15 protein-coding genes and 3 pseudogenes are annotated in these 18,167 nt (G+C 61.1%); 8 read left to right on the top strand and 10 right to left on the bottom strand.

From position 1 onward, the window contains the following. From BS630_RS37825 to BS630_RS04695, 6 genes and pseudogenes are all read right to left on the bottom strand, one after another. Window positions 1-112, bottom strand: a pseudogene (locus tag BS630_RS37825) (sugar ABC transporter permease); the annotation flags it as partial. Between the two features lie 127 nt (window positions 113-239). Continuing rightward, a pseudogene (locus BS630_RS04715) lies at window positions 240-1,374 on the bottom strand (ABC transporter substrate-binding protein). 89 nt (window positions 1,375-1,463) lie between these two features. Further along, a complete protein-coding gene (locus BS630_RS04710) occupies window positions 1,464-2,984 on the bottom strand; it encodes an aldehyde dehydrogenase family protein (protein ID WP_077976470.1) in 1,521 nt (506 codons plus the stop codon). Next, window positions 2,984-3,763, bottom strand: a complete 780-nt coding sequence (locus tag BS630_RS04705; protein ID WP_077976469.1) for an enoyl-CoA hydratase/isomerase family protein — start codon at window positions 3,761-3,763, stop codon at window positions 2,984-2,986. Before BS630_RS04705 ends, BS630_RS04710 begins: the two co-directional genes overlap by 1 nt. Then, window positions 3,756-5,369, bottom strand: coding sequence for an acyl CoA:acetate/3-ketoacid CoA transferase (locus BS630_RS04700; protein ID WP_077976472.1), 1,614 nt, complete (start codon window positions 5,367-5,369; stop codon window positions 3,756-3,758). The genes BS630_RS04705 and BS630_RS04700 overlap by 8 nt, the downstream gene beginning before the upstream one ends. A 5-nt stretch (window positions 5,370-5,374) precedes the next feature. Continuing rightward, complete coding sequence (locus tag BS630_RS04695; RefSeq protein WP_077976468.1) at window positions 5,375-6,424, bottom strand: LacI family DNA-binding transcriptional regulator; 1,050 nt, start codon at window positions 6,422-6,424, stop codon at window positions 5,375-5,377. Between the two features lie 371 nt (window positions 6,425-6,795). Here BS630_RS04695 and BS630_RS04690 point away from each other — a divergent pair, with 371 nt between their 5' ends. The 3 genes from BS630_RS04690 to BS630_RS04680 all read left to right on the top strand — a co-directional run bounded on the left by BS630_RS04690 (window position 6,796) and on the right by BS630_RS04680 (window position 9,597). Next, window positions 6,796-7,122 (top strand): Imm6 family immunity protein, encoded by a 327-nt coding sequence (locus BS630_RS04690; RefSeq protein ID WP_077976467.1) that lies wholly within the window; start codon window positions 6,796-6,798, stop codon window positions 7,120-7,122. Between the two features lie 258 nt (window positions 7,123-7,380). After that, window positions 7,381-8,916: a sensor histidine kinase gene (locus BS630_RS04685; protein WP_077976466.1), complete on the top strand. Its 1,536-nt coding sequence runs from the start codon at window positions 7,381-7,383 to the stop codon at window positions 8,914-8,916. 63 nt (window positions 8,917-8,979) lie between these two features. Then, entirely contained in the window at window positions 8,980-9,597 is a 618-nt protein-coding gene (locus BS630_RS04680) for a carboxymuconolactone decarboxylase family protein (protein ID WP_025394157.1), read from the top strand. 42 nt (window positions 9,598-9,639) lie between these two features. Here the strand turns inward: BS630_RS04680 and BS630_RS04675 are convergent, their stop codons facing one another. Next, the gene (locus BS630_RS04675) at window positions 9,640-10,614 is read right to left on the bottom strand and encodes an alpha/beta hydrolase (protein ID WP_025394156.1); all 975 of its coding nucleotides are present in this window, start codon (window positions 10,612-10,614) and stop codon (window positions 9,640-9,642) included. A gap of 432 nt (window positions 10,615-11,046) precedes the next feature. Here BS630_RS04675 and BS630_RS04670 point away from each other — a divergent pair, with 432 nt between their 5' ends. Together BS630_RS04670 and BS630_RS04665 are read left to right on the top strand one after the other, a co-directional pair. Beyond that, window positions 11,047-11,637, top strand: coding sequence for a nucleoside 2-deoxyribosyltransferase (locus BS630_RS04670; RefSeq protein WP_077976464.1), 591 nt, complete (start codon window positions 11,047-11,049; stop codon window positions 11,635-11,637). A 238-nt stretch (window positions 11,638-11,875) separates the two neighbouring features. Then, a complete protein-coding gene (locus BS630_RS04665; protein ID WP_077976463.1) occupies window positions 11,876-12,880 on the top strand; it encodes a ketopantoate reductase family protein in 1,005 nt (334 codons plus the stop codon). Between the two features lie 41 nt (window positions 12,881-12,921). Here BS630_RS04665 and BS630_RS04660 read toward each other — a convergent pair whose 3' ends face one another. Beyond that, a complete protein-coding gene (locus tag BS630_RS04660; protein WP_183594647.1) occupies window positions 12,922-13,917 on the bottom strand; it encodes an alpha/beta fold hydrolase in 996 nt (331 codons plus the stop codon). 147 nt (window positions 13,918-14,064) lie between these two features. On the opposite strand from BS630_RS04660, the gene BS630_RS04655 reads away from it, so the two are divergent. Continuing rightward, window positions 14,065-14,376, top strand: a complete 312-nt coding sequence (locus BS630_RS04655) for a DUF1883 domain-containing protein (protein WP_017960044.1) — start codon at window positions 14,065-14,067, stop codon at window positions 14,374-14,376. A 12-nt stretch (window positions 14,377-14,388) separates the two neighbouring features. On the opposite strand, the gene BS630_RS04650 is transcribed toward BS630_RS04655, so the two are convergent. Both BS630_RS04650 and BS630_RS04645 read right to left on the bottom strand, forming a co-directional pair. Then, a complete protein-coding gene (locus BS630_RS04650) occupies window positions 14,389-15,705 on the bottom strand; it encodes a replication-associated recombination protein A (protein WP_065279621.1) in 1,317 nt (438 codons plus the stop codon). Next, entirely contained in the window at window positions 15,702-17,105 is a 1,404-nt protein-coding gene (locus BS630_RS04645; RefSeq protein WP_077976462.1) for a DegQ family serine endoprotease, read from the bottom strand. Before BS630_RS04645 ends, BS630_RS04650 begins: the two co-directional genes overlap by 4 nt. A 257-nt stretch (window positions 17,106-17,362) precedes the next feature. Here BS630_RS04645 and BS630_RS04635 point away from each other — a divergent pair. Both BS630_RS04635 and BS630_RS04630 read left to right on the top strand, forming a co-directional pair. Beyond that, window positions 17,363-17,744: pseudogene (locus tag BS630_RS04635) on the top strand (YkvA family protein). Between the two features lie 23 nt (window positions 17,745-17,767). Then, window positions 17,768-18,121, top strand: coding sequence for a lysozyme inhibitor LprI family protein (locus BS630_RS04630; protein ID WP_011651430.1), 354 nt, complete (start codon window positions 17,768-17,770; stop codon window positions 18,119-18,121). The last annotated feature ends 46 nt before the right edge of the window (window positions 18,122-18,167 follow it).

The following is an 18,167-nucleotide window of genomic DNA, read 5'->3' as shown; positions in this document are numbered from 1 at the left end:
AGCTCGGCGCCAAGACGATCTTCGGCAGCGCATCCTGCAGCCGGCCCCTCAACGAGATCCCCGTCGATTGCCTCGGCGTCAGAACCGGGTCGGTGGTCGCAACGGTGCTCATGGAATGTCATCTCCTGCCTGCATGATCGTCCGGGCATGATGGCCCCGCATGATCATCCCGTATGATCGGCGCGGAGCCTGAAGCTTCCCCGCGGAGCACGCGGGGAAGCATTTAGTCGACAGTAGTCTCAGCGGGCGTCGTCGATCGCCTGGACGAGCTGCTTGACGGCTTCGTCGGAGGTCTTGATCTGGCCGTGGACGAACTTCGAGACGACATCCTTGTAGGCATTGGCGATCGCCGGAGGAGCGCCATAGCCTTGCGCCAGCGAGCCGAACAGCGTGCCGCCTTCGTTCGCTGCCTTCAGGTCGGCGATGCCCTTCTTGCCGCAGGCGTCGAAGTCGGTGTCGGGAACGTCGGTGCGAGCCGGCACCGAACCCTTGACGACGTTGAAGGCCGACTGGAAGCTCTTCGACAGCGTTGCCGTCGCCAGCGCCACCTGGGCCGCCTTGCGGTCATCGGGAACGTTGAACATGCCGAACATGTCGGAGTTGTAGACCACGCTGCCGTCGGTGCCGGGGAAGCGGTAGCACAGGAAGTCGGTGTCCGGCGTCTTCTTGGCGGCGACGAATTCGCCCTTGGCCCAGTCGCCCATCACCTGCACCAGCGCGTCACCCTTGATGACCATGGCGGTTGCCAGATTCCAGTCACGGCCCGAGAAGTTCGGGTCGACATATTTGATGATCGTCGCCAGATTGTCGAAGNCCAAGCGCCAGCGGGATGACGCCGGCAGCCTTGGCCTTGTCGAGCAGGGCGATCAGCTCGTCGAAGGTCTTCGGCTGAGTGCCGCCGATCTTGTCCATCACAGCCTTGTTGATCCACAGCCAGTTGACCGAGTGGACGTTGACGGGAGCGGCAACCCATTTGCCGTCATAGACCGAGAACTTCTGCAGTGCTGCCGGAACCGACTTGTCCCAGCCTTCCTTCTTCGCCGTCTCCGTCAGGTCGCCCATGACGCCGGCCTCGGCATAATCGAGCACGGTATAACCCAGCATCTGCGAGGCCGTCGGATAGGTGCCGGCCGCAACCATCGCCTTCAGCGCCGTCATCGCCGCATCGCCGCCACCACCGGCAACCGGAACGTCCTTCCAGGCAAACCCTTCCTTCGAAAGATCCTCCTTCAAGACGTTCAGCGCCGCAGCCTCACCACCAGACGTCCACCAGTGCAGCATCTGCACTTCTTTCACGTCAGCGGCTTGGGCGGAGACGCTGGCGCCGCCCAGAGCCAATGCGATCATTGCAGTCGTGGTCAAAAACCTGTTCATCGAAAGACCTCCCAGTCTTATATTTGGAAGATGCGGGACCCATTCCCGCACCAATCACCCGCCCTCCTCGAGCGTAGTTCGGGCGCCGGCTAAGCCGGCTTTTCCGTCTGCGGCATCCACCAGCTGGTGCGTTTGCCGATATGCATGTTGAGTGTCTTGGTCTCGGTGTAATCTTCGACCGCATGGCGGCCGAGCTCACGGCCGAGGCCGCTTTGCTTGTAACCGCCGAAGGGAAGTTCCGAGGCGCCGTCCATGAAGGTGTTCATCCAGACCGTGCCCGCCCGCACCGACCGGCCGATCGTCAGGCACGTGTCGAAATCGCGGCTCCAGACACCGGCTGACAGGCCGTAGTCGATGGAATTCGCAATCCTGATCGCTTCGGCTGATGTCTCGAATGTCAGCACCGAAAGCACCGGACCAAAGACTTCCTCGCGCGCCACGGCCATATCGGGGGTGACCTCTTCGAGGATCGTCGGCGACATGAACTGCCCCATGCCGAGATCGAGCGTCTCGCCGCCATGTGAGACCCGGGCACCGCTGCTCCTCGCGCCGGTTACGTATCCCGATATCTTCTCCAGATGCTCAGGCGTGATGATGGCGCCGACCTGCGTCGAGGGATCGAGCGGGTCGCCGACCTTCACCGCCTTCGACAGCTCGGCGATCCGCTTGACGATATCGGAAGCGATTGATTTGTGAAGGATCAACCGCGAGCCGGCGTTGCAGCACTCGCCGGCATTGAAGTATGCGCCGAAGACCGCGGCATCGATGAAGGCATCGAGATCGGCATCCGGGAACACGATCTGCGGGTTCTTCCCACCCAGTTCCAGCGAGACCTTCTTCAGCGTCTGTGCGGCATTCGACATCGTCAGCTTTCCGACGCCGGTCGAGCCGGTGAAGGACACCATGTCGACGCCGGGATGGGACGTCATGACCGCGCCGACCTCTGGTCCCGTGCCGGTGACAATGTTGACGACGCCATCCGGAACGCCTGCTTCCTGCAGGATCTCTCCCAGCACCAGCGTCGATCCTGAGGTCAGTTCGGAGGGCTTGACGATGGTCGTGCAGCCAGCGGCCAGGGCGAATGGCAGCTTCTGGCCGACGATCAGGAACGGAAAGTTCCAAGGCGTGATGATCGACACCACGCCGATCGCTTCGCGCAAGACGACACCGAGCGTGCCGTCGCCGAGCGTGTTGTAGCTTTCACCATGGAGGTCGCGGGCAAGAGCCGCCGCATAGCGCCATATGTCAACGGAGCCTGCAATTTCTCCCCGCACCTGTGTAATCGGCTTTCCTGCCTCGACGGCATCGAGAAATGCCAGCTCCTCTGCGCGCGCTGCGATCAGATCGGCCGCCTTGAGCAGGATCGCGGAACGTTCGGCAGCGGTCATTCGGGGCCACGGCCCGAGGTCGAACGCCTTGCGTGCCGCGGAAATCGCACGCTCGGCGTCCCTCTTGCTGCCGGTCGGAAACCGGCTGATCACGACACCATGGCTTGGCGCGACCCGCTCGATCGGATCGGAGCTCCCTGCCTCCCATTTGCCGTCGATGAGCATCTTGAAATCACGCACTTTGTGGTCGCTGAGCGCGGTGGGGTTGACGAGAACCGTCATTACCATTCTCCCTTGAACGTTGCCGGGCGCTTCTCGCTGAATGATGCGACGCCCTCCTTCAGATCGCCGGTTTTCGCAGCGAGGATCGAGCCCAGGGCTTCGACCGCGGTTCCATTGTCTTCGCCGTTCGCCGATGCGATCATCAACTTCGCGATCTCGGTCGCAGCCGGCCCCCTTGGGGCGATCCGCTGCGCATATTCCCGGGCGGCCGCGAGCGCGTTTCCTGTGGGAACAACCACGTCTACGATCCCGAGCAGGCGTGCCTCCTCGGCAGTGAATATCTCGCCGCCCAAGGCCATGCGTCGGACGGCCTGCGCCCCGAACCGGCGCACAAGACGCTGGGTCCCGGACCAACCCGGTACCATGCCAAGGCCGGTCTCGGGCAGGCCGATCTTGATCTGTTCCTCGGCGAGGCGAATGTCCGCAACCCCTGCAAGTTCAAGGCCTCCCCCGAGAGCATGGCCGTTCAGAGCCGCGACCAGCGGCATCCGGAGCGTCGCCAGTCTTTCGAAAATGCGATGGCCATGCCGAACCCAGAGATGACCGAACTCCTGAGGCAACATTCCGCCCCAGGCCTTGATATCGCCGCCGGCGGAAAAGCCCTTTCCTTCGCCAGTGAGAATGGCGGCGCGCACATTGGCGTTCGCCTCCACCTCGTCGGCCGCGTCCGCCAACGCCTTGAGCATGTCGAGATCGAGCGCGTTCAGCTTCTCCGGACGAGAAATCGTCAGCGTCGCAACATGTCCATCGACGTCAATTCTGATTGTTCCGCTAGCCATGGAAGCTGCCCTCCAGTGTCCGCGCCCTCTTTTCTGGAAGGGACAGGCCGATGTTCGCCTCCCCAAAGAGCGCGGCGTCCATGACCTTCAGGTCAGGCGCCATGATCAGCGGAAATTCCGACTGATCGAGGATGTGGGACTGGAGATCGACACCGGGCGCAATCTCGGTGAGGACGATGCCACCAGGCGTCAGCTTCATCACGCACCGCTCGGTGACATAGGTGATATCCTGCCCCTGCTCGATCGCGCGCCTGCCGCTGAAGGTGACATGTTCGACCTCGTTCACGAGCTTCTTCAGCTTGCCTTCCTTCTCAATGAGAAGGGCGCCATCGGCGATCGCAAGCTTCGCTCCGGCATTGAACATGCCTGAGAAGACGATCTTCTTTGCCCGCGCCGTGATGTCGACGAAGCCTCCGGCGCCAGCCGTCACGTGCGGCCGGAAGGAGAGCTTGGAGACGTTGACCGAACCGTCTTTGCCGATCTCGAGGAAGGACAGCAGCGACGCATCGAAGCCTGCACCCTGGAAATAGGTGAACTGATAGGGAGACGGCATATAGGCGTCCGCATTGGACGCGCAGCCAAAGGCGAAGTCGAGCAGCGGCACCCCACCGACCGCGCCTTGCTCGATGACCCAGGTGACTGCGCCGTGAAGCCCTTCCTCCAGCAGAATTCGCGGCACGTTGGCCGATATGCCGAAGCCGAGATTGACGCAGCTTCCCGCTTGCAGTTCCTGCGCAACACGACGCGCGATGACTTTCTGAACATTGAATTCCGGAACGCTGAAACTATCGAGCGGGCGGAAGATCTCCCCGGAAATTGCCGGATCGTATTGCGTCTGCGTTGTCTGCTTCTGTTCCGGATCGACGACCACATAATCGACCAGCATTCCAGGCACGCGGACGTCATGGGGCTTCAGCGAGCCTTCCTTAGTGATCCGCTTGACCTGGGCGATGACGATGCCACCATTGTTGCGTGCGGCAAGCGCCTGATCGAGGCCGCCGAGATAGGCGCCTTCATGCTCGTATGTCAGGTTGCCACGTTCGTCGGCGGTGGTGGCGCGGATGATGGCGACCTCAGGGACGATCGAGGGAAAGAACAACCAGTCGTCTCCCTCGAAGCGCACGCGCTTGACCACCGGATGCTCCGAAGCCAGGCCGTTCATCGCGCAACCTTGCCGCTCGGGATCGATGAACGTATCGATGCCGATCTTGGTCAGAACACCCGGCCGCTTCGCGGCGGCCTCGCGATGAATATCGAAGAGGATACCCGAGGGAATGTTGTAGGCCGGGATTTCGTTGTTGGTGATCATTTGCCAGATCAGCGGCGGCTCTGACGACGATGGACCGGACGGATAGGAACCACCGATGATGCGCTTGAGCAGCCCCTTCTTGGCGATATGGTCGACGCCCTTGATGCCGCTCATGTCGCCGGCGGCGATCGGATGAAGGGTCGTGATATCACGGGGATGGCCGGTCGCATCGAAACGCTCGCCAATCGCCTTCAGCATGAGGTCCGGGCAACCGAGACCGCTTGAGGAAGACACCGTTACAACAGCGCCATCCGGGATCAGCGCGGCTGCTTCGGTCGGGGTGAGATGCTTCTTCATGGGCATTACTCAGAGTCCTGTTTCGATTTTACGCTCTTGCGGGCCCCGCAGCTCTCGCGAACAACCAGCCGAACCGCTGTTGTCACCGTCTCCGCCTCGGCCTTGCCCGCATTGATCTGCTTCAGAAGCAGCTGCGCGCCGCGGCGCCCAATGCCCTGCGGATCGACCGAAACCGTCGTGAGCGCGGGAACCGCCGCCTGAGCCTCGATGACGTCGTCGAAACCCACGACCGCGAAGTCGGAGCCGGGCTCCAGACGGCGCGCACGCAATCCGTCGCAAACACCGAAGGCTACGGCATCGTTGAAGCAGACGGCTGCCGTGGGTTTGTCGGCAAGAACGATTGCTTTTCCGATCGCCTCTACCCCGCCGGCTCGCGAAGGCGCCGACGAGACGACAAATTCTTGGTGATAATCGAGCCCAGCTGCCTCCATGCCGCTTCGGTAACCGGCAAGGCGGTCGTCGAAGACAGCGGTGTCGGGAAAGCCGCCGAGAAAAGCGATGCGCTTGTGACCGAGCTCAGCCAGGTGATTGACCGCAGACATCATGCCAGCCTGGTTGTCGGAGACCACGGACGAGACTTTGGCGCCAGGCAGGTTTCTGACGACGACCACCACCGGAATCCCTGCGGCGACGAGTGGCTTGAAATCTGCGGCATCGGTGGCGCGCGCCGGCGACACGATGAGCCCCGAGATGCCATGTTCCCGCATCGATGCGACAACCTCGCGCTGCCTGTCGATGCTCTCGCTGGTGTTCGACAGGAACTGCACGAATCCGGCCGACTGAACGACCGTATCGACGCCGACTGCCAACTCCGCAAAGAAGCTGTTCGTCAGGTCGTTCACGACGACCCCGATGATCCTCGATTTGGCCCCGGCCTGCCGAAGATTGGCTGCGCCGCGATTGTAAACGTAGCCCAGCTCGCGCATCACCGCATTGACCTTGGAACGCGTCCCCTCATTGACCAGGGAGGAGCCCTGAAGCACCAGCGAAACCGTCGATTTCGAGACGCCGGCAGCCTTCGCGATGTCGATGACGGTCACCCGCGCCTTTGTCATTTCCCCTCCCGACGCCAACGTCGACTGGTCGTTAAATATTTGGAACGTTCCAAATATGTCAAGGGAAATTTGTACGGATTGTTATGAACTAGCTATTCCCTGCCCACTTCTGGCGTTTTCCATCCGCCGGAATCTCATCGTAGAAATTGGAACGATCTAAAGATTGCCTCGCTGAGAAGCCTGTGTCGATGTTTTTTGACTGGAAAATCGTACGTGGCGCACGACTGACAGATGCGTTGGCTGCAAAAATGTAAAAAATTCGGGCTCGTCCATTATTTCCGTCGAAGCGACAAGACCTTGTAGGAAGAGCAGGAAGGACTTCTATTCTGCGCAATAGATGCAGCGACAAACCCAGTGGAAGTCACAGAGACATGAAACTGCGCGCCGAGTTGATCGATCTGCCGCCGCACGGCGCTTGGCAGCCGTCGCCAATCCGGACTTGGGGTGATGGTGGACGCCTGACGGGCCGATACTTCTCCGATCTTATCTACAGCGACGATGAGCGCGGGACGCTCCGTCGGCTCTCAGAGGCGGTTGGCAAGCCCAGCGAAGACGGCTGGAACGCGCTGACGACGGCAATCATGTATGTTGCCTGGCTTGTTTACCAGGAGACCGGTGAGCCCATGCCGAGTGACGTCAACGAGGTCGGAGAGGACAGCCTTGACGTTCTGGATGAGCAACTCGCCAAACTCGGCTAAAATCGAGCGCGCGATCCCCTCTCGAAACATATCGGCTTTCCACGAATTCGTTGACATGTTGGAAGAGGGTCGAGCGCCGTCCCACGCCTCTCGATGCAAGCTTGAACATCGCTGGAACGCTGGTTCGCCCATCTCAAAACGACAGGAGGATCTCCAGTTTCCGTCGAGCAATTCCCACCGATAGACATTAGCGAAACTTTATCGTTTCTGACGAATGCTAAGGATACGTGCAACGCGCCAGATCTGAAGCAGGGCCGGATGATGTCACACTCGTTTGAATCCATTCTGGAGAGCCTGCCTCAGGGCATTGTTCTGCTTGATCCTGCCGGTACGGTGACGGCTTTCAATTCGCGCACGCTTGATATTCTCGGTCTTCCGCACGGCGCTATCCGCAAAGGCATGAATATCGACGGATTGCCGGGCACCGCAGACTGCCGTGCAGTGGCATCCCGCCGGTCGATGGCCGCTGGAGCGCCGACGTCTCAGTTTGCCCTTTCCGATGGAGGGATGGTCTCATTGACCTGCGCCCCATCGCGGGATGGGGGCTGGATCCTCAGTTACGAAGACATCTCGACTCTCATTCGCGTCGAAGACAGCCTGACCGAACAACATCGCCGGTTCGACGCAGCCCTCAGCAACATGCCGCATGGGCTGTGCATGTTCGATTCGACCAAGAACCTGATATTGTGCAACGCCTCCTACGCGCGGATGTACAATCTGCCGGACCTGCTGACGCAACCGGGAACGCCACTTGTGGATATCCTGGCCTATCGCAGCCGGGAGGGAAATGGCCCGGCCGATACCGCCGCCTATTTTGACGTGGTCTTCGAAGCGACAGCACGCGGCGCGCCGGCCAGCCAGAACATCGTCCTGGCCGATGGACGCGTTATCAAAATTACCCACAATCCGATGCAAACGGGTGGATACGTGGCCACGCATGAGGACGTTACAAAGACCGTGCGACTTGCCGAAGAGCTGCGCCGGCATCACGATCAGCTCGAAGCGACTGTGCAGAGCCGCACGGCGGAAGTCGAGCGGCAGGCGCGGGAACTCGAGCGCATGCTCGCGCAGGAGCGGAACATCAACGAATTGCAACGGCAGTTCGTGGCGATGGCATCCCATGAATTCAGGACCCCGCTTGCCATCATCGACGCTGCTGCCCAGCGGCTGTTGCGAAAAAGGGGGGCGGTCGAGCCCGAATTTCTCAGTGACAAGGTCGATCAAATCCGCGCATCGGTGACCCGGATTGTCGATCTCATGGAGAGCATCCTGTCAGCCGGACGCCTTGATACCGGCAAGATCGATATCAACTACGACGCCTGCGCATTGAAATCATTGATAAAAACCTGTTGCGAGCGGCAATCGACGATCGCAAAATCGCACAGCTTTGTGTTGGATATCGACGGCCTGCCGGAGTTCATCGATGCCGATCCCCGGACTTTAGGACAGGTCTTTACCAACCTGCTTTCTAATGCCGTCAAATACGCGCCTGGAACCTCCGAAATTCGCGTCACCGCATGGGCAGAGACGGGAAACGTCAAAGTTTCGATCAGCGATGATGGCGTGGGGATCGATGCCGAAGACGTGCCCCGGCTGTTCCAGCGCTATTTTCGTGCCCGGACTTCGACCGGGATTGCCGGAACCGGTATCGGCCTCAATCTGGTGAAGCAGATCATCGAACTGCACAACGGCTCGATAGAGGTTCGAAGCGCAAGAGGATGCGGATCGACATTCACCGTAACTCTTCCGATCAAGAGAAGTGGTAACGCTTCCGCGACCAATGACGCTGCCTGACGTTTCAGGATTGCTGTCCTGCTTATCTACCCTATCCTTCTCACAATAGAGGAGGATCATGCCATGGCTTTCATTCACACCCCCAACGCATCCGCCAGCGAGAAGACGACGTCGATGTATGCGTCGGCCGAGGCGAATTATGGTTATCTGCCGAACATGTATCGGGCCTTCGGCCATCGGCCGGAGGTGATGGAGAGCTGGGCGGCGCTGCTTTCGAGCATTCGCGGTCATATGAGCTTGCGGCGCTACGAACTGGTGACGCTGGCGGCAGCCAAGGAGCTCAAATCCTCCTATTGCATGCTGGCGCACGGCTCGGTGCTGCTGCGCGAGGGTTTCACCAGCGACGGGCTGACGGCTGTTGTCAACGAGACGGAGAAGGCGCCGATCGATGCCGGCGAACGCGCGATCATGGCTTTTGCCGCCAAGGTGGCGCGCGATGCGACGTCGGTGACCCAGCAGGATATAGACGGGCTAAAAAAGCACGGCTTGAGCGACGCCGATGTCTTCGACGTCACGGCTGCGGCAGCGGCCCGGTGTTTCTTCTCGAAAATGCTGGATGCGCTGGGTGCTGCACCCGACCACGCCTATATGGAGCGGCTGGAGCCGAATGTGCGAAAGGCGCTCAGCGTCGGCCGGGAAGTCGAGCGGCCTCTGGCGCCGTCACCGTCTCGCTCGCAATGATGCGATGACGGAGGTGCCAGGGGACGCCTGGTCCTGCCGCCCCTACTCCTGCGGTTTGTCCGCAAAATGCCGGATCGCAAATTCGGCGATATTCTGGCTCGACCGATCGGCATCGTCGAGCAGAGAGGGAAACAGCTGCCATTGATGGGGCATGCCCGGCCAGACCTCGGTGGTGACATCCACCCCCGCCTGGCGCGCCTTGTCGGCGAGCCGTAGCGTATCATCCAGCAGGACTTCGCCGGAGCCGACCTGCAGCAGCAGCGGCGGAAAGCCGGCCATGTCGGCGTAGAGCGGTGACGCCTGGGGATCGGTCGGAGACCGGCTGCGGAGATAGGTCTTGCGCAAGGTCTCGATCCAGTCCTTGCCGACCAGCGGATCGCTTCCGGCGTTTGATGTCATGGATTCGCCCGTCGCGGCAAGATCGGTGATGGGGCTGAGCGCAATTACAGCCGCCGGCAGCGGTTTCGCCGCCTGCATCTGCCGCAGCACCGTTTCGATCGCGATATTGCCGCCGGCGCCGTCTCCGGCCACGATGACATTTTCGCTCCGATAGCCATTGTCGAGAAGCCAGCGATAGGCGGTCAGCGCGTCGTTGATCTGCGCGGGATAGCCATATTCGGGCATCAACCGATAATCGATGAGAAAAACGTCGCTGGAGGCGGCTTTGGCGAGCGAGCCGGCAAGCAGGCTATGTGTGCGAATCGAGCCGCTGGAAAAGCCGCCGCCATGAATATAGAGGATCACCCTTTGGCCGATCGGGTGATGAAGGCGGGCAGGCCACATCAGCTCGGCGTCGACGCCGTCGGCATCGACCTGCCGCACCTGGATGCGCGTCGGCCCCGGCGTCGTCTCCATCAGCGTCCTGAAGGCCGTTCGCCGCTGCTGCAGGCTATCGGCGCCGGCAAAGTGATCTTTCCAGAGGCCGACCAGTTTTTCGACCTGCTCGCGCGAGGCCGGGCTTTGCGGCCCAATGTCCCGCCCGACCGCCGCCGAGGCGAGCAGCATCAGCGCAGCCAAAGCGGGGAACAGACATTTGAGCCGCTTTGGGGCTCTTCGAATACCCGCTGGCAAAATCCGACCGTTCATCAACCTCTCCCGACGATGCTGGCCAAGGCGGCATCTTTGGCCGGTTCGTCCACCGGAGTCAAAAGGGTGACAGGCGCTAACCCCAAGCTTTTTCATTCCACGATCATCGCATCGATGCCGCCTTGAGGGCCGTCCATATCAGGCGGCTGCTCGATGACGGAGATAGGACGGATCCTCTGGACGCCCCTCCGCTTTGCCTGAGGCAGCTGCCCGTTCACGTGGATTCGTCAGACTGCTCTTAATAAATTGAACAATGGCTGCCAGCATGGCTTGCCATTTGCCGCGCTTCCGTCGGAAATGGACGACGTGCCTGGCTGCCCCCTACCCCCGGCGCCTCGTCTTGCTTGTGAGTGAAGGATACCGATGACCACCATTTATCTTGCCGGCCCGGAAGTCTTTCTTCCGGATGCCATGCCCATCATGGCCGAGAAACGCCGATTGGCGCGCCAGTTCGGCTTCGAGCCGACCGGTCCCGGCAGCGACGAAAACCAGACGCCGGTGAAGCGGACGGCCGCAGAGATCTATACACGCAACGACGACGCCATGCGTCGTGCCGAGATCTGCCTTGCCAACATCACTCCTTTTCGAGGCGTCAGCGCCGATCCGGGTACGGTCTACGAGATCGGCTTCATGATTGCACTGGGAAAAGCGGTCTTTGCCTATACCAATCACCCCGACGACTATGGTCTGCGTGTTCGCTCGATCTGGTATGCGGGGCTCGATATCGATGAGACGAGCGGGCGCCCACGCGGACCGGATGGCATTGCGATCGAAAATCACGGGATGGCCGACAACCTGATGGTCGACGGAGGGGTCGAAGCGACAGGAGGCAAGGTGTTTCGTGCGGCCGCACTCCCGGCGGATCCTGCCCGCGACCTGGCGGTTTATTTTGAAGCGCTTGAGACGATCGCCGGCATGCGTGCAGATGGCAGTCAGCTTGACGGATCGCGCTGACGGCGCCGATTTCTTCCCTGTCAACGCTTCTCGCTGATATCAGAGAGCTTGGTCCGCCAGCATGTTGGCGAGCGAGAAGAGGACCGGCCGTTCGGCAGCGATAATCGAAGAGCAGCATGCGAGCGTCGAAAAGGCTCGCCGCCTGGCGCCCGCTCGCCTTGCTTGCGGCAAATTAGCATTCGCCTTACGCCTTTCATGACCTAGATCTAGGTTCGATCACCACCATGAAGAGGCGAGCATGTCCATTAAGTCCATCTGCATCTATGGCGCTGGGGCGCTCGGCGGCGCTATCGCCGCCAAACTTGCACGCCAGGCCGGAAACGACGCCACCATCTCCGTCGTCGCGCGCGGGGCACATCTCGACGCCATTCGCGGCAACGGTATCAGCCTGCGCGAAGCCGATGCAGAAAGGCCGCTCAATGTCCGCCTCACCGCGACTGACGATCCCAGGACATTGCCGCCGCAGGATCTCATCATCACCGGCCTCAAGGGGCATCAGCTGGCACCCGCTGCCGAAGGCATTGCAGGTCTCCTGAAGGAGGGCACCCGCGTCGTCATGATCCTCAACGGCATTCCGTGGTGGTATTTTCACCGCGATACCCAGAGCCGGCATGCCGAGCTGCAGTTCGATGAGCTCGATCCCGGCGGCAGGCTCTGGCGGCTGATCGGGCCGGAGCGCGTCATCGGCTGCGTCGCTTATCAGGGTGCCGAGGTGATCAACCCCGGCGAGATCCAGCTTTCCCACAACGGCCGCTTCGTGCTCGGCGAGCCCTCCGGCGACATCTCGTCCGATCTCGAGGCGATCGCCGCGGTGCTGACCGGCGCCGGCCTCAGCATTACGACGACAGCTGATATCCGCGGCGAGATCTGGAGCAAGTTGATGGGCAATGCCGCCTTCAACCCGATCAGCGCGCTGACCAGGGCGCTGATGACCGACATCATGGCGGATCCCGCCCTTTCGGCTACGGTCGGCAAGGTGATGAGTGAGGTCCGGGCCGTCGGCGAGGCCTTGGGTGCGCGGTTCAGCATGACCGTCGAGCAGCGGCTGGAACAATCGCGCCATATCGGCGGCGTGCGGACCTCGATGCTGCAGGATCTGATCGGCGGCAAGGCGCTCGAAATCACGCCGCTGGTCGGCATGGTGGTGGCGCTCGGACGCCTGAGCGCCGTGCCGACGCCGGTTTCGGAAACGATCCTGGCGCTGGTGACTCAGTTGGATCGGGAAAACCAGCGCGGCGGCTGATTGCGGAGCAAGGGCGGCCGGGAAAACCCGGCCGTCTTTGCTTACTTTCCAACCTGCTCGGCCCAGTTCGGCGCCTTGCCGCCGCCATCGAGGAAGGTCATCGCCATATTCGCCATCAGGGGCGAGGCGAAGGTCTCGTAGTGGGTGAGATCGGGCAGGATCGCCAGCCGGTTCTTCGACATGTTTTCCCGCATCCAGCCCGCATCGCGCAGACCGCCGCCGAGCTTGTGATAGAAGTCGATCATATGCTCGGGCCGGATCATGTCGGCATCGCCATAGATCAGCATAACCGGCATGGTGAGTTTGGCGACGGCATCGCTATAGTCGATGGGTTCGCGCATCAGCGCGCCCATGGCGTCGAGCAGCTTCGGAAATTCCGAAACGTCAGGCGCCACCGCCTTGTAGGAGAGGAACATCGGTGTGTCCTTCATCATGTCGGCCATACCGGCGCCGACGGCCGCCTGCTGCGGCAGCATCTCCGGGAAGAAGCCGTTCTGCGCGTAGGGTGCTGAGAGTATCACCAGCCGGCGCACCTGGTCGGGCGCATTCGCCGCCATGTTCAACGCCACCCCGCCGCCGAAGGAATAGCCGAAGACGTCGAGCTTGTCGTAACCGAGCTGCTTCACCAGGATTGCGAGATCGGCGCCAATGGCCGGAAGCTCGATCGGCCGCTTGCCGAGCGGGGTGCGGCCATGGCCCTGCAGATCGACGGCGATCACCTGCCGGTGGTCGGTGAAAATAGGCATGACCGGCGCGAACATCTCGATCTGCCCGAGGCCGCCGTGAAGCAGTAGCAGCGGCTCACCCTCGCCGCGGATCTCGTAATAATAGTCGATGCCGTTGACCGGTAGGCTTCCCTTCCTGACAATCGGCGCTGCAGCCTTCTTCTCCTCGACAACAGGCATGCTGCTGTCGGCGCCTGATATACCGGGCGCTGCCAGGAATGCGGCGGCCGTTGCGATCATCGAAATCAGCGTCATCTTCGACATGTCCTTGCTCCGTGTTTGCATCGATACCGCAAGGACGGCGGCGCTCATGTCTTTCCGACACCGCGCTTCGAAATTTCTCGCATCGGCCTTTATGCCGTTCCTATATTTTCGTGCCCCGCTTCAAATGGACCAACTTTTCTTTAACCGGCGTTCTGGTAAAATACTGTCGCAGAGACTTCAGACGCCACGAGACCGATGCCGAAACCGAATTTCCGCTTCACCCATTACGATCTTAGGGAACAACGCACCGGAACGATCATCGAGGTGTCGTTGAATGCGGTGAACAATGTCCGCCTGATGACGGCCCCGAATTTCCAGCGGTTCACCGAGGTTCTCGATTTCAAATATATCGGCGGCGTGGCACGCAAATCGCCGATCAAGATCGCCGTTCCGGAAAGCGGTCACTGGCATGTCATCGTCGATATGGAAGGTCATCACGGGCTTGCAGAATCTTCCGTCAAGGTGATCGCCGCGCCGGCAAATCAGAAGACGCCGCGCGCCTCCTGAGGTTCGCCCGGTTCAGCGCGGATTGCGCTCCTTGCGAAGTTTTGCCCACCATTCCAGCCGCTTGCGGATATCGCGCTCGAAGCCGCGCTCCGGCGGATCGTAGAAGATCTGGCGGCCCATCTTCTCCGGGAAATAATCCTGGCCGGAAAAGGCATCCGGCTCGTCGTGGTCATAGCGGTAGCCCTCGCCGTAACCCTCGCCCTTCATCAGCTTGGTCGGCGCATTGAGGATATGCTTCGGCGGCAGCAACGAGCCGTTCTGCTTTGCCGCCTGGCTTGCCGCCTTGAAGGCGGTGTAGACAGCATTCGATTTCGGGGCGGTGGCGAGATAGACACAGGCCTGGGCCAGCGCCAGTTCGCCTTCCGGCGAGCCGAGATACTCATAGGCATCCTTGGCGGCATTGCAGATCACCAGCGCCTGCGGATCGGCAAGACCGATATCCTCCACCGCCATGCGCACCAGCCGCCGGCCGAGATAGAGCGGATCCTCGCCGGCATCGAACATGCGGGCGAGATAATAGAGCGCGGCATCGGGATCCGAGCCGCGCACGGATTTATGCAGCGCCGAGATCAGATTGTAGTGGCCATCCTGCGCCTTGTCGTAGACCGGGGCACGGCGCTGGACGATTCGCGTCAGGCCTTCGGTATCGAAGCTCTCGCCTTCGCGCGCTGCGCGCCAGACTTCTTCGGCAAGCGTCAGCACCGCGCGGCCATCGCCATCGGCCATGCGGATCAGGCTGGCGCGGGCATCCTCCGTCAGCGGCAGCGGCTTCTGCTCGATCGCCTCGGCACGCTTCAACAGTTCCTCGAGGCTCTCCTCGTCATGCGACTTGAAGGTGAGCACACGGGCACGCGACAGCAGAGCGGCGTTGAGCTCGAAGGAAGGGTTCTCGGTGGTGGCGCCGACGAGGATGACGGTTCCATCCTCCATGACCGGCAGGAAACTGTCCTGCTGGGCGCGGTTGAAACGGTGGATCTCATCGACGAAGAGCAGCGTCTGACGGCCGTCCATACGCCGCAAACGGGCTGTCTCGAACACCTTCTTCAGATCGGCGACGCCGGAGAAGATCGCCGATATCTGCTCGAAGGCCAGTCCCGCCTCGCCCGAGAGCAGCCGTGCCACCGTCGTCTTGCCGGTGCCGGGCGGACCCCAGAAGATCATCGAGCCAAGCGAGCCGCTTTCGATCATCCTTTTCAGCACGCCATCCTCCCCGGTCAGATGTTCCTGACCGGTGACATCGGCAAGCGTCTTCGGCCGCAGCCGGTCGGCAAGCGGCCGCCTGGCAGCGACCTCCTCCGGAACGCGCGGCGCGAAGAGATCGTTGCTCATCGGAAAAATTGCCGGATGCGCTGGCCGTCGCGCTCGATCTCGACCCGCCAGAAGCCGGGGTCGCTATCGGCGATCTCGGACAGTTCGCTGGTCGACTTCACATCGGTGCCGTTGATCGAGACGATGATATCCTTCGGTTCGAAACCGAGACGGGCAGCAGGCGAATCCTCCTTTACCTCGGATACGACGACGCCCGACGATTCCGGCGGCATGCGCAGCTCGTCGGCGACACGCGGCGACAGGTTCTCGACGACGGCGCCGGTAAACGGCGTGTGTCCGCCGATGGTGCGCTGGTCGCGCGGCGAGGTTTCCGGGGCGCGGGCGAGCGTCAACGGCAGTTGCTCCTCGCGGCCGTTCTCGATGACGGTGAGCTTGACCGAATTGCCGAGACCGGCTGTGGTCAGCCGGTAGAGCAGCGCGTCGGGATGCTCGACGGAAATCCCGTCAACGGCGGTGACGATCTCGCCGGTCTTCAGCCCGGCCTTGGCCGCCGGCCCACCTTCCGAAACCTTGACGACGAGCGCGCCGCGGGCCTTGTTCAGCCCCAGCGCCTCAGCCACTTCCGAGGTCACCGCATCGAAGCTTGCGCCGACATAGGGGCGCTCGAAGGATTTGACGCCGGCATCGGCAGACGCGAGGAAGACCTTGACCAGATTGGCAGGGATGGCGAAACCGATGCCGTTCGAGCCGCCGCCGCGCGAGAAGATCGCGGTGTTGATGCCGATCAGTTCGCCCTTCATGTTCATCAGGGCGCCGCCGGAATTGCCGGGATTGATCGAGGCATCGGTCTGGATGAAGAAGCCGAATTCGTTCCTGATCACCTGGTTGCGGGCAAGCGCTGAGACGATGCCGCTCGTCACCGTCTGGCCGACACCGAAGGGATTACCGATCGCCAGCACGAGATCGCCGACCTCGACTGAATCGGAATTGCCGATCGGCAGCGCCGGAAAGCTTGCCGTGGTGTCGATCTTCAGCACGGCAAGATCGACGCGATCATCGCGCAGCACCACTTTGCAGGGGAACTCGCGGCCGTCCGAGAGGGCAATCTTGATGTCATCGGCGCCCTCGATGACGTGATTGTTGGTGACGACAGTGCCGTTCGCCTCGACGATGACGCCGGAGCCGAGCGAAGACTGCTTCTCCGAACGGTTCGGCATCTGCTGGCCGAAAAACTGCTCGAAGAAAGGATCGCCGGCAAAGGGCGACTGCCGCCGGATAGTCTTTTCCGCATAGACATTGACGACGGCGCCCGACGTCTGTTTGACGAGCGGCGCGAAGGAGAGCTGCATCTGCATCTGGCTCTCGGGTATGGCCTTTGCCGTCTGCGCATGGGCAGCAAGCGGCAGAACGAGCATGAGAGCAAATAGCGAGACGGAGGCGCGCTTGAACAGGCCTTGCATGGGTATCCCTTTTGAATCCTCTTGAGCAACGTTTTAGAGCATGATGCCGAAAAGTGTGAGCGGTTTTCGGACGGCATCATGCTCTAACTATTTAATAGCGAACAGGACTCAGATTTTAGGCCGAACCGGCCCAAAATCATCCTGTTCTGCGGCCCGACGCTAGAAAGGAAAGAGGGCGGAAGCATGGAAGAACAAGGCGAGAGGGCGTCTTGGAAACCGGTTGAAGTCATTGTGAATTTGATTCAGGAAGATTGGCCATGCAACTGATATCAAAAGCCAAAAAATTGGGCGAAGTCACTGAAGCGTGACATCGTGGCCCTATGGCTTGCCGCCCGCGATCCCCGCGTACCGTTGCATGCCAAAGCGGTGGCCGGCGCCGTTGCCGCCTACGCGCTGTCGCCCATCGATCTCATCCCCGATTTCATCCCCATCCTCGGCTATCTCGACGATCTCTTCATCGTGCCGCTCGGTATCATGCTGGCGATCCGGCTCGTGCCAGTAGAGGTGATGAACGAGCTTCGTATGGAGGCGACAAGGCGCACCGAGCGTCCCTCCGGCCGGGTCGGACTGATCTTCATCCTTGCCGTCTGGCTCATCTGCATCATCTTCCTGGCTCTGGCACTGCGGAAGCTAACCTGACCGGCAGCAATGGGAACATATGAATGATCACGACAAGAACGACGACAGCGGCCCTCGGCTTTGCGATCCTGCTCATTGGATCGAACCTGGCACAGGCAGCAAGCTTCGATTGCGATGCGAAAGAATTGAAGGCGGATGAAAAAGCGATCTGCGACAACCGCGCCCTCAACGACGCCGATGTGAAGATGGTGACGACTTTCGAGCTGCTCTCCGGCCTGCTGGCGATGGGTTCGCGCGGAACATTGCAGGACGAACAGACGGCCTGGCTGAAGAAACGGCAGGAATGCGGGGCAGATGCAACTTGCATCAAGGCTGCCTATGACGAGCGGCTGAAGCAACTCGGCGAGTCTTATAAAAACATCAACCGGCCGCTTTGAAAGCGACCGGTCGGTAGAGCACCTGACTTCTAATCAGTAGGTCGTC

It is taken from the genome of Rhizobium laguerreae (genome assembly GCF_002008165.1).
Classification (GTDB): domain Bacteria; phylum Pseudomonadota; class Alphaproteobacteria; order Rhizobiales; family Rhizobiaceae; genus Rhizobium; species Rhizobium laguerreae.
The sequence above is the reverse complement of the archived record's forward strand: the minus strand, read 5'-3'. Positions and strand labels throughout refer to the sequence as shown.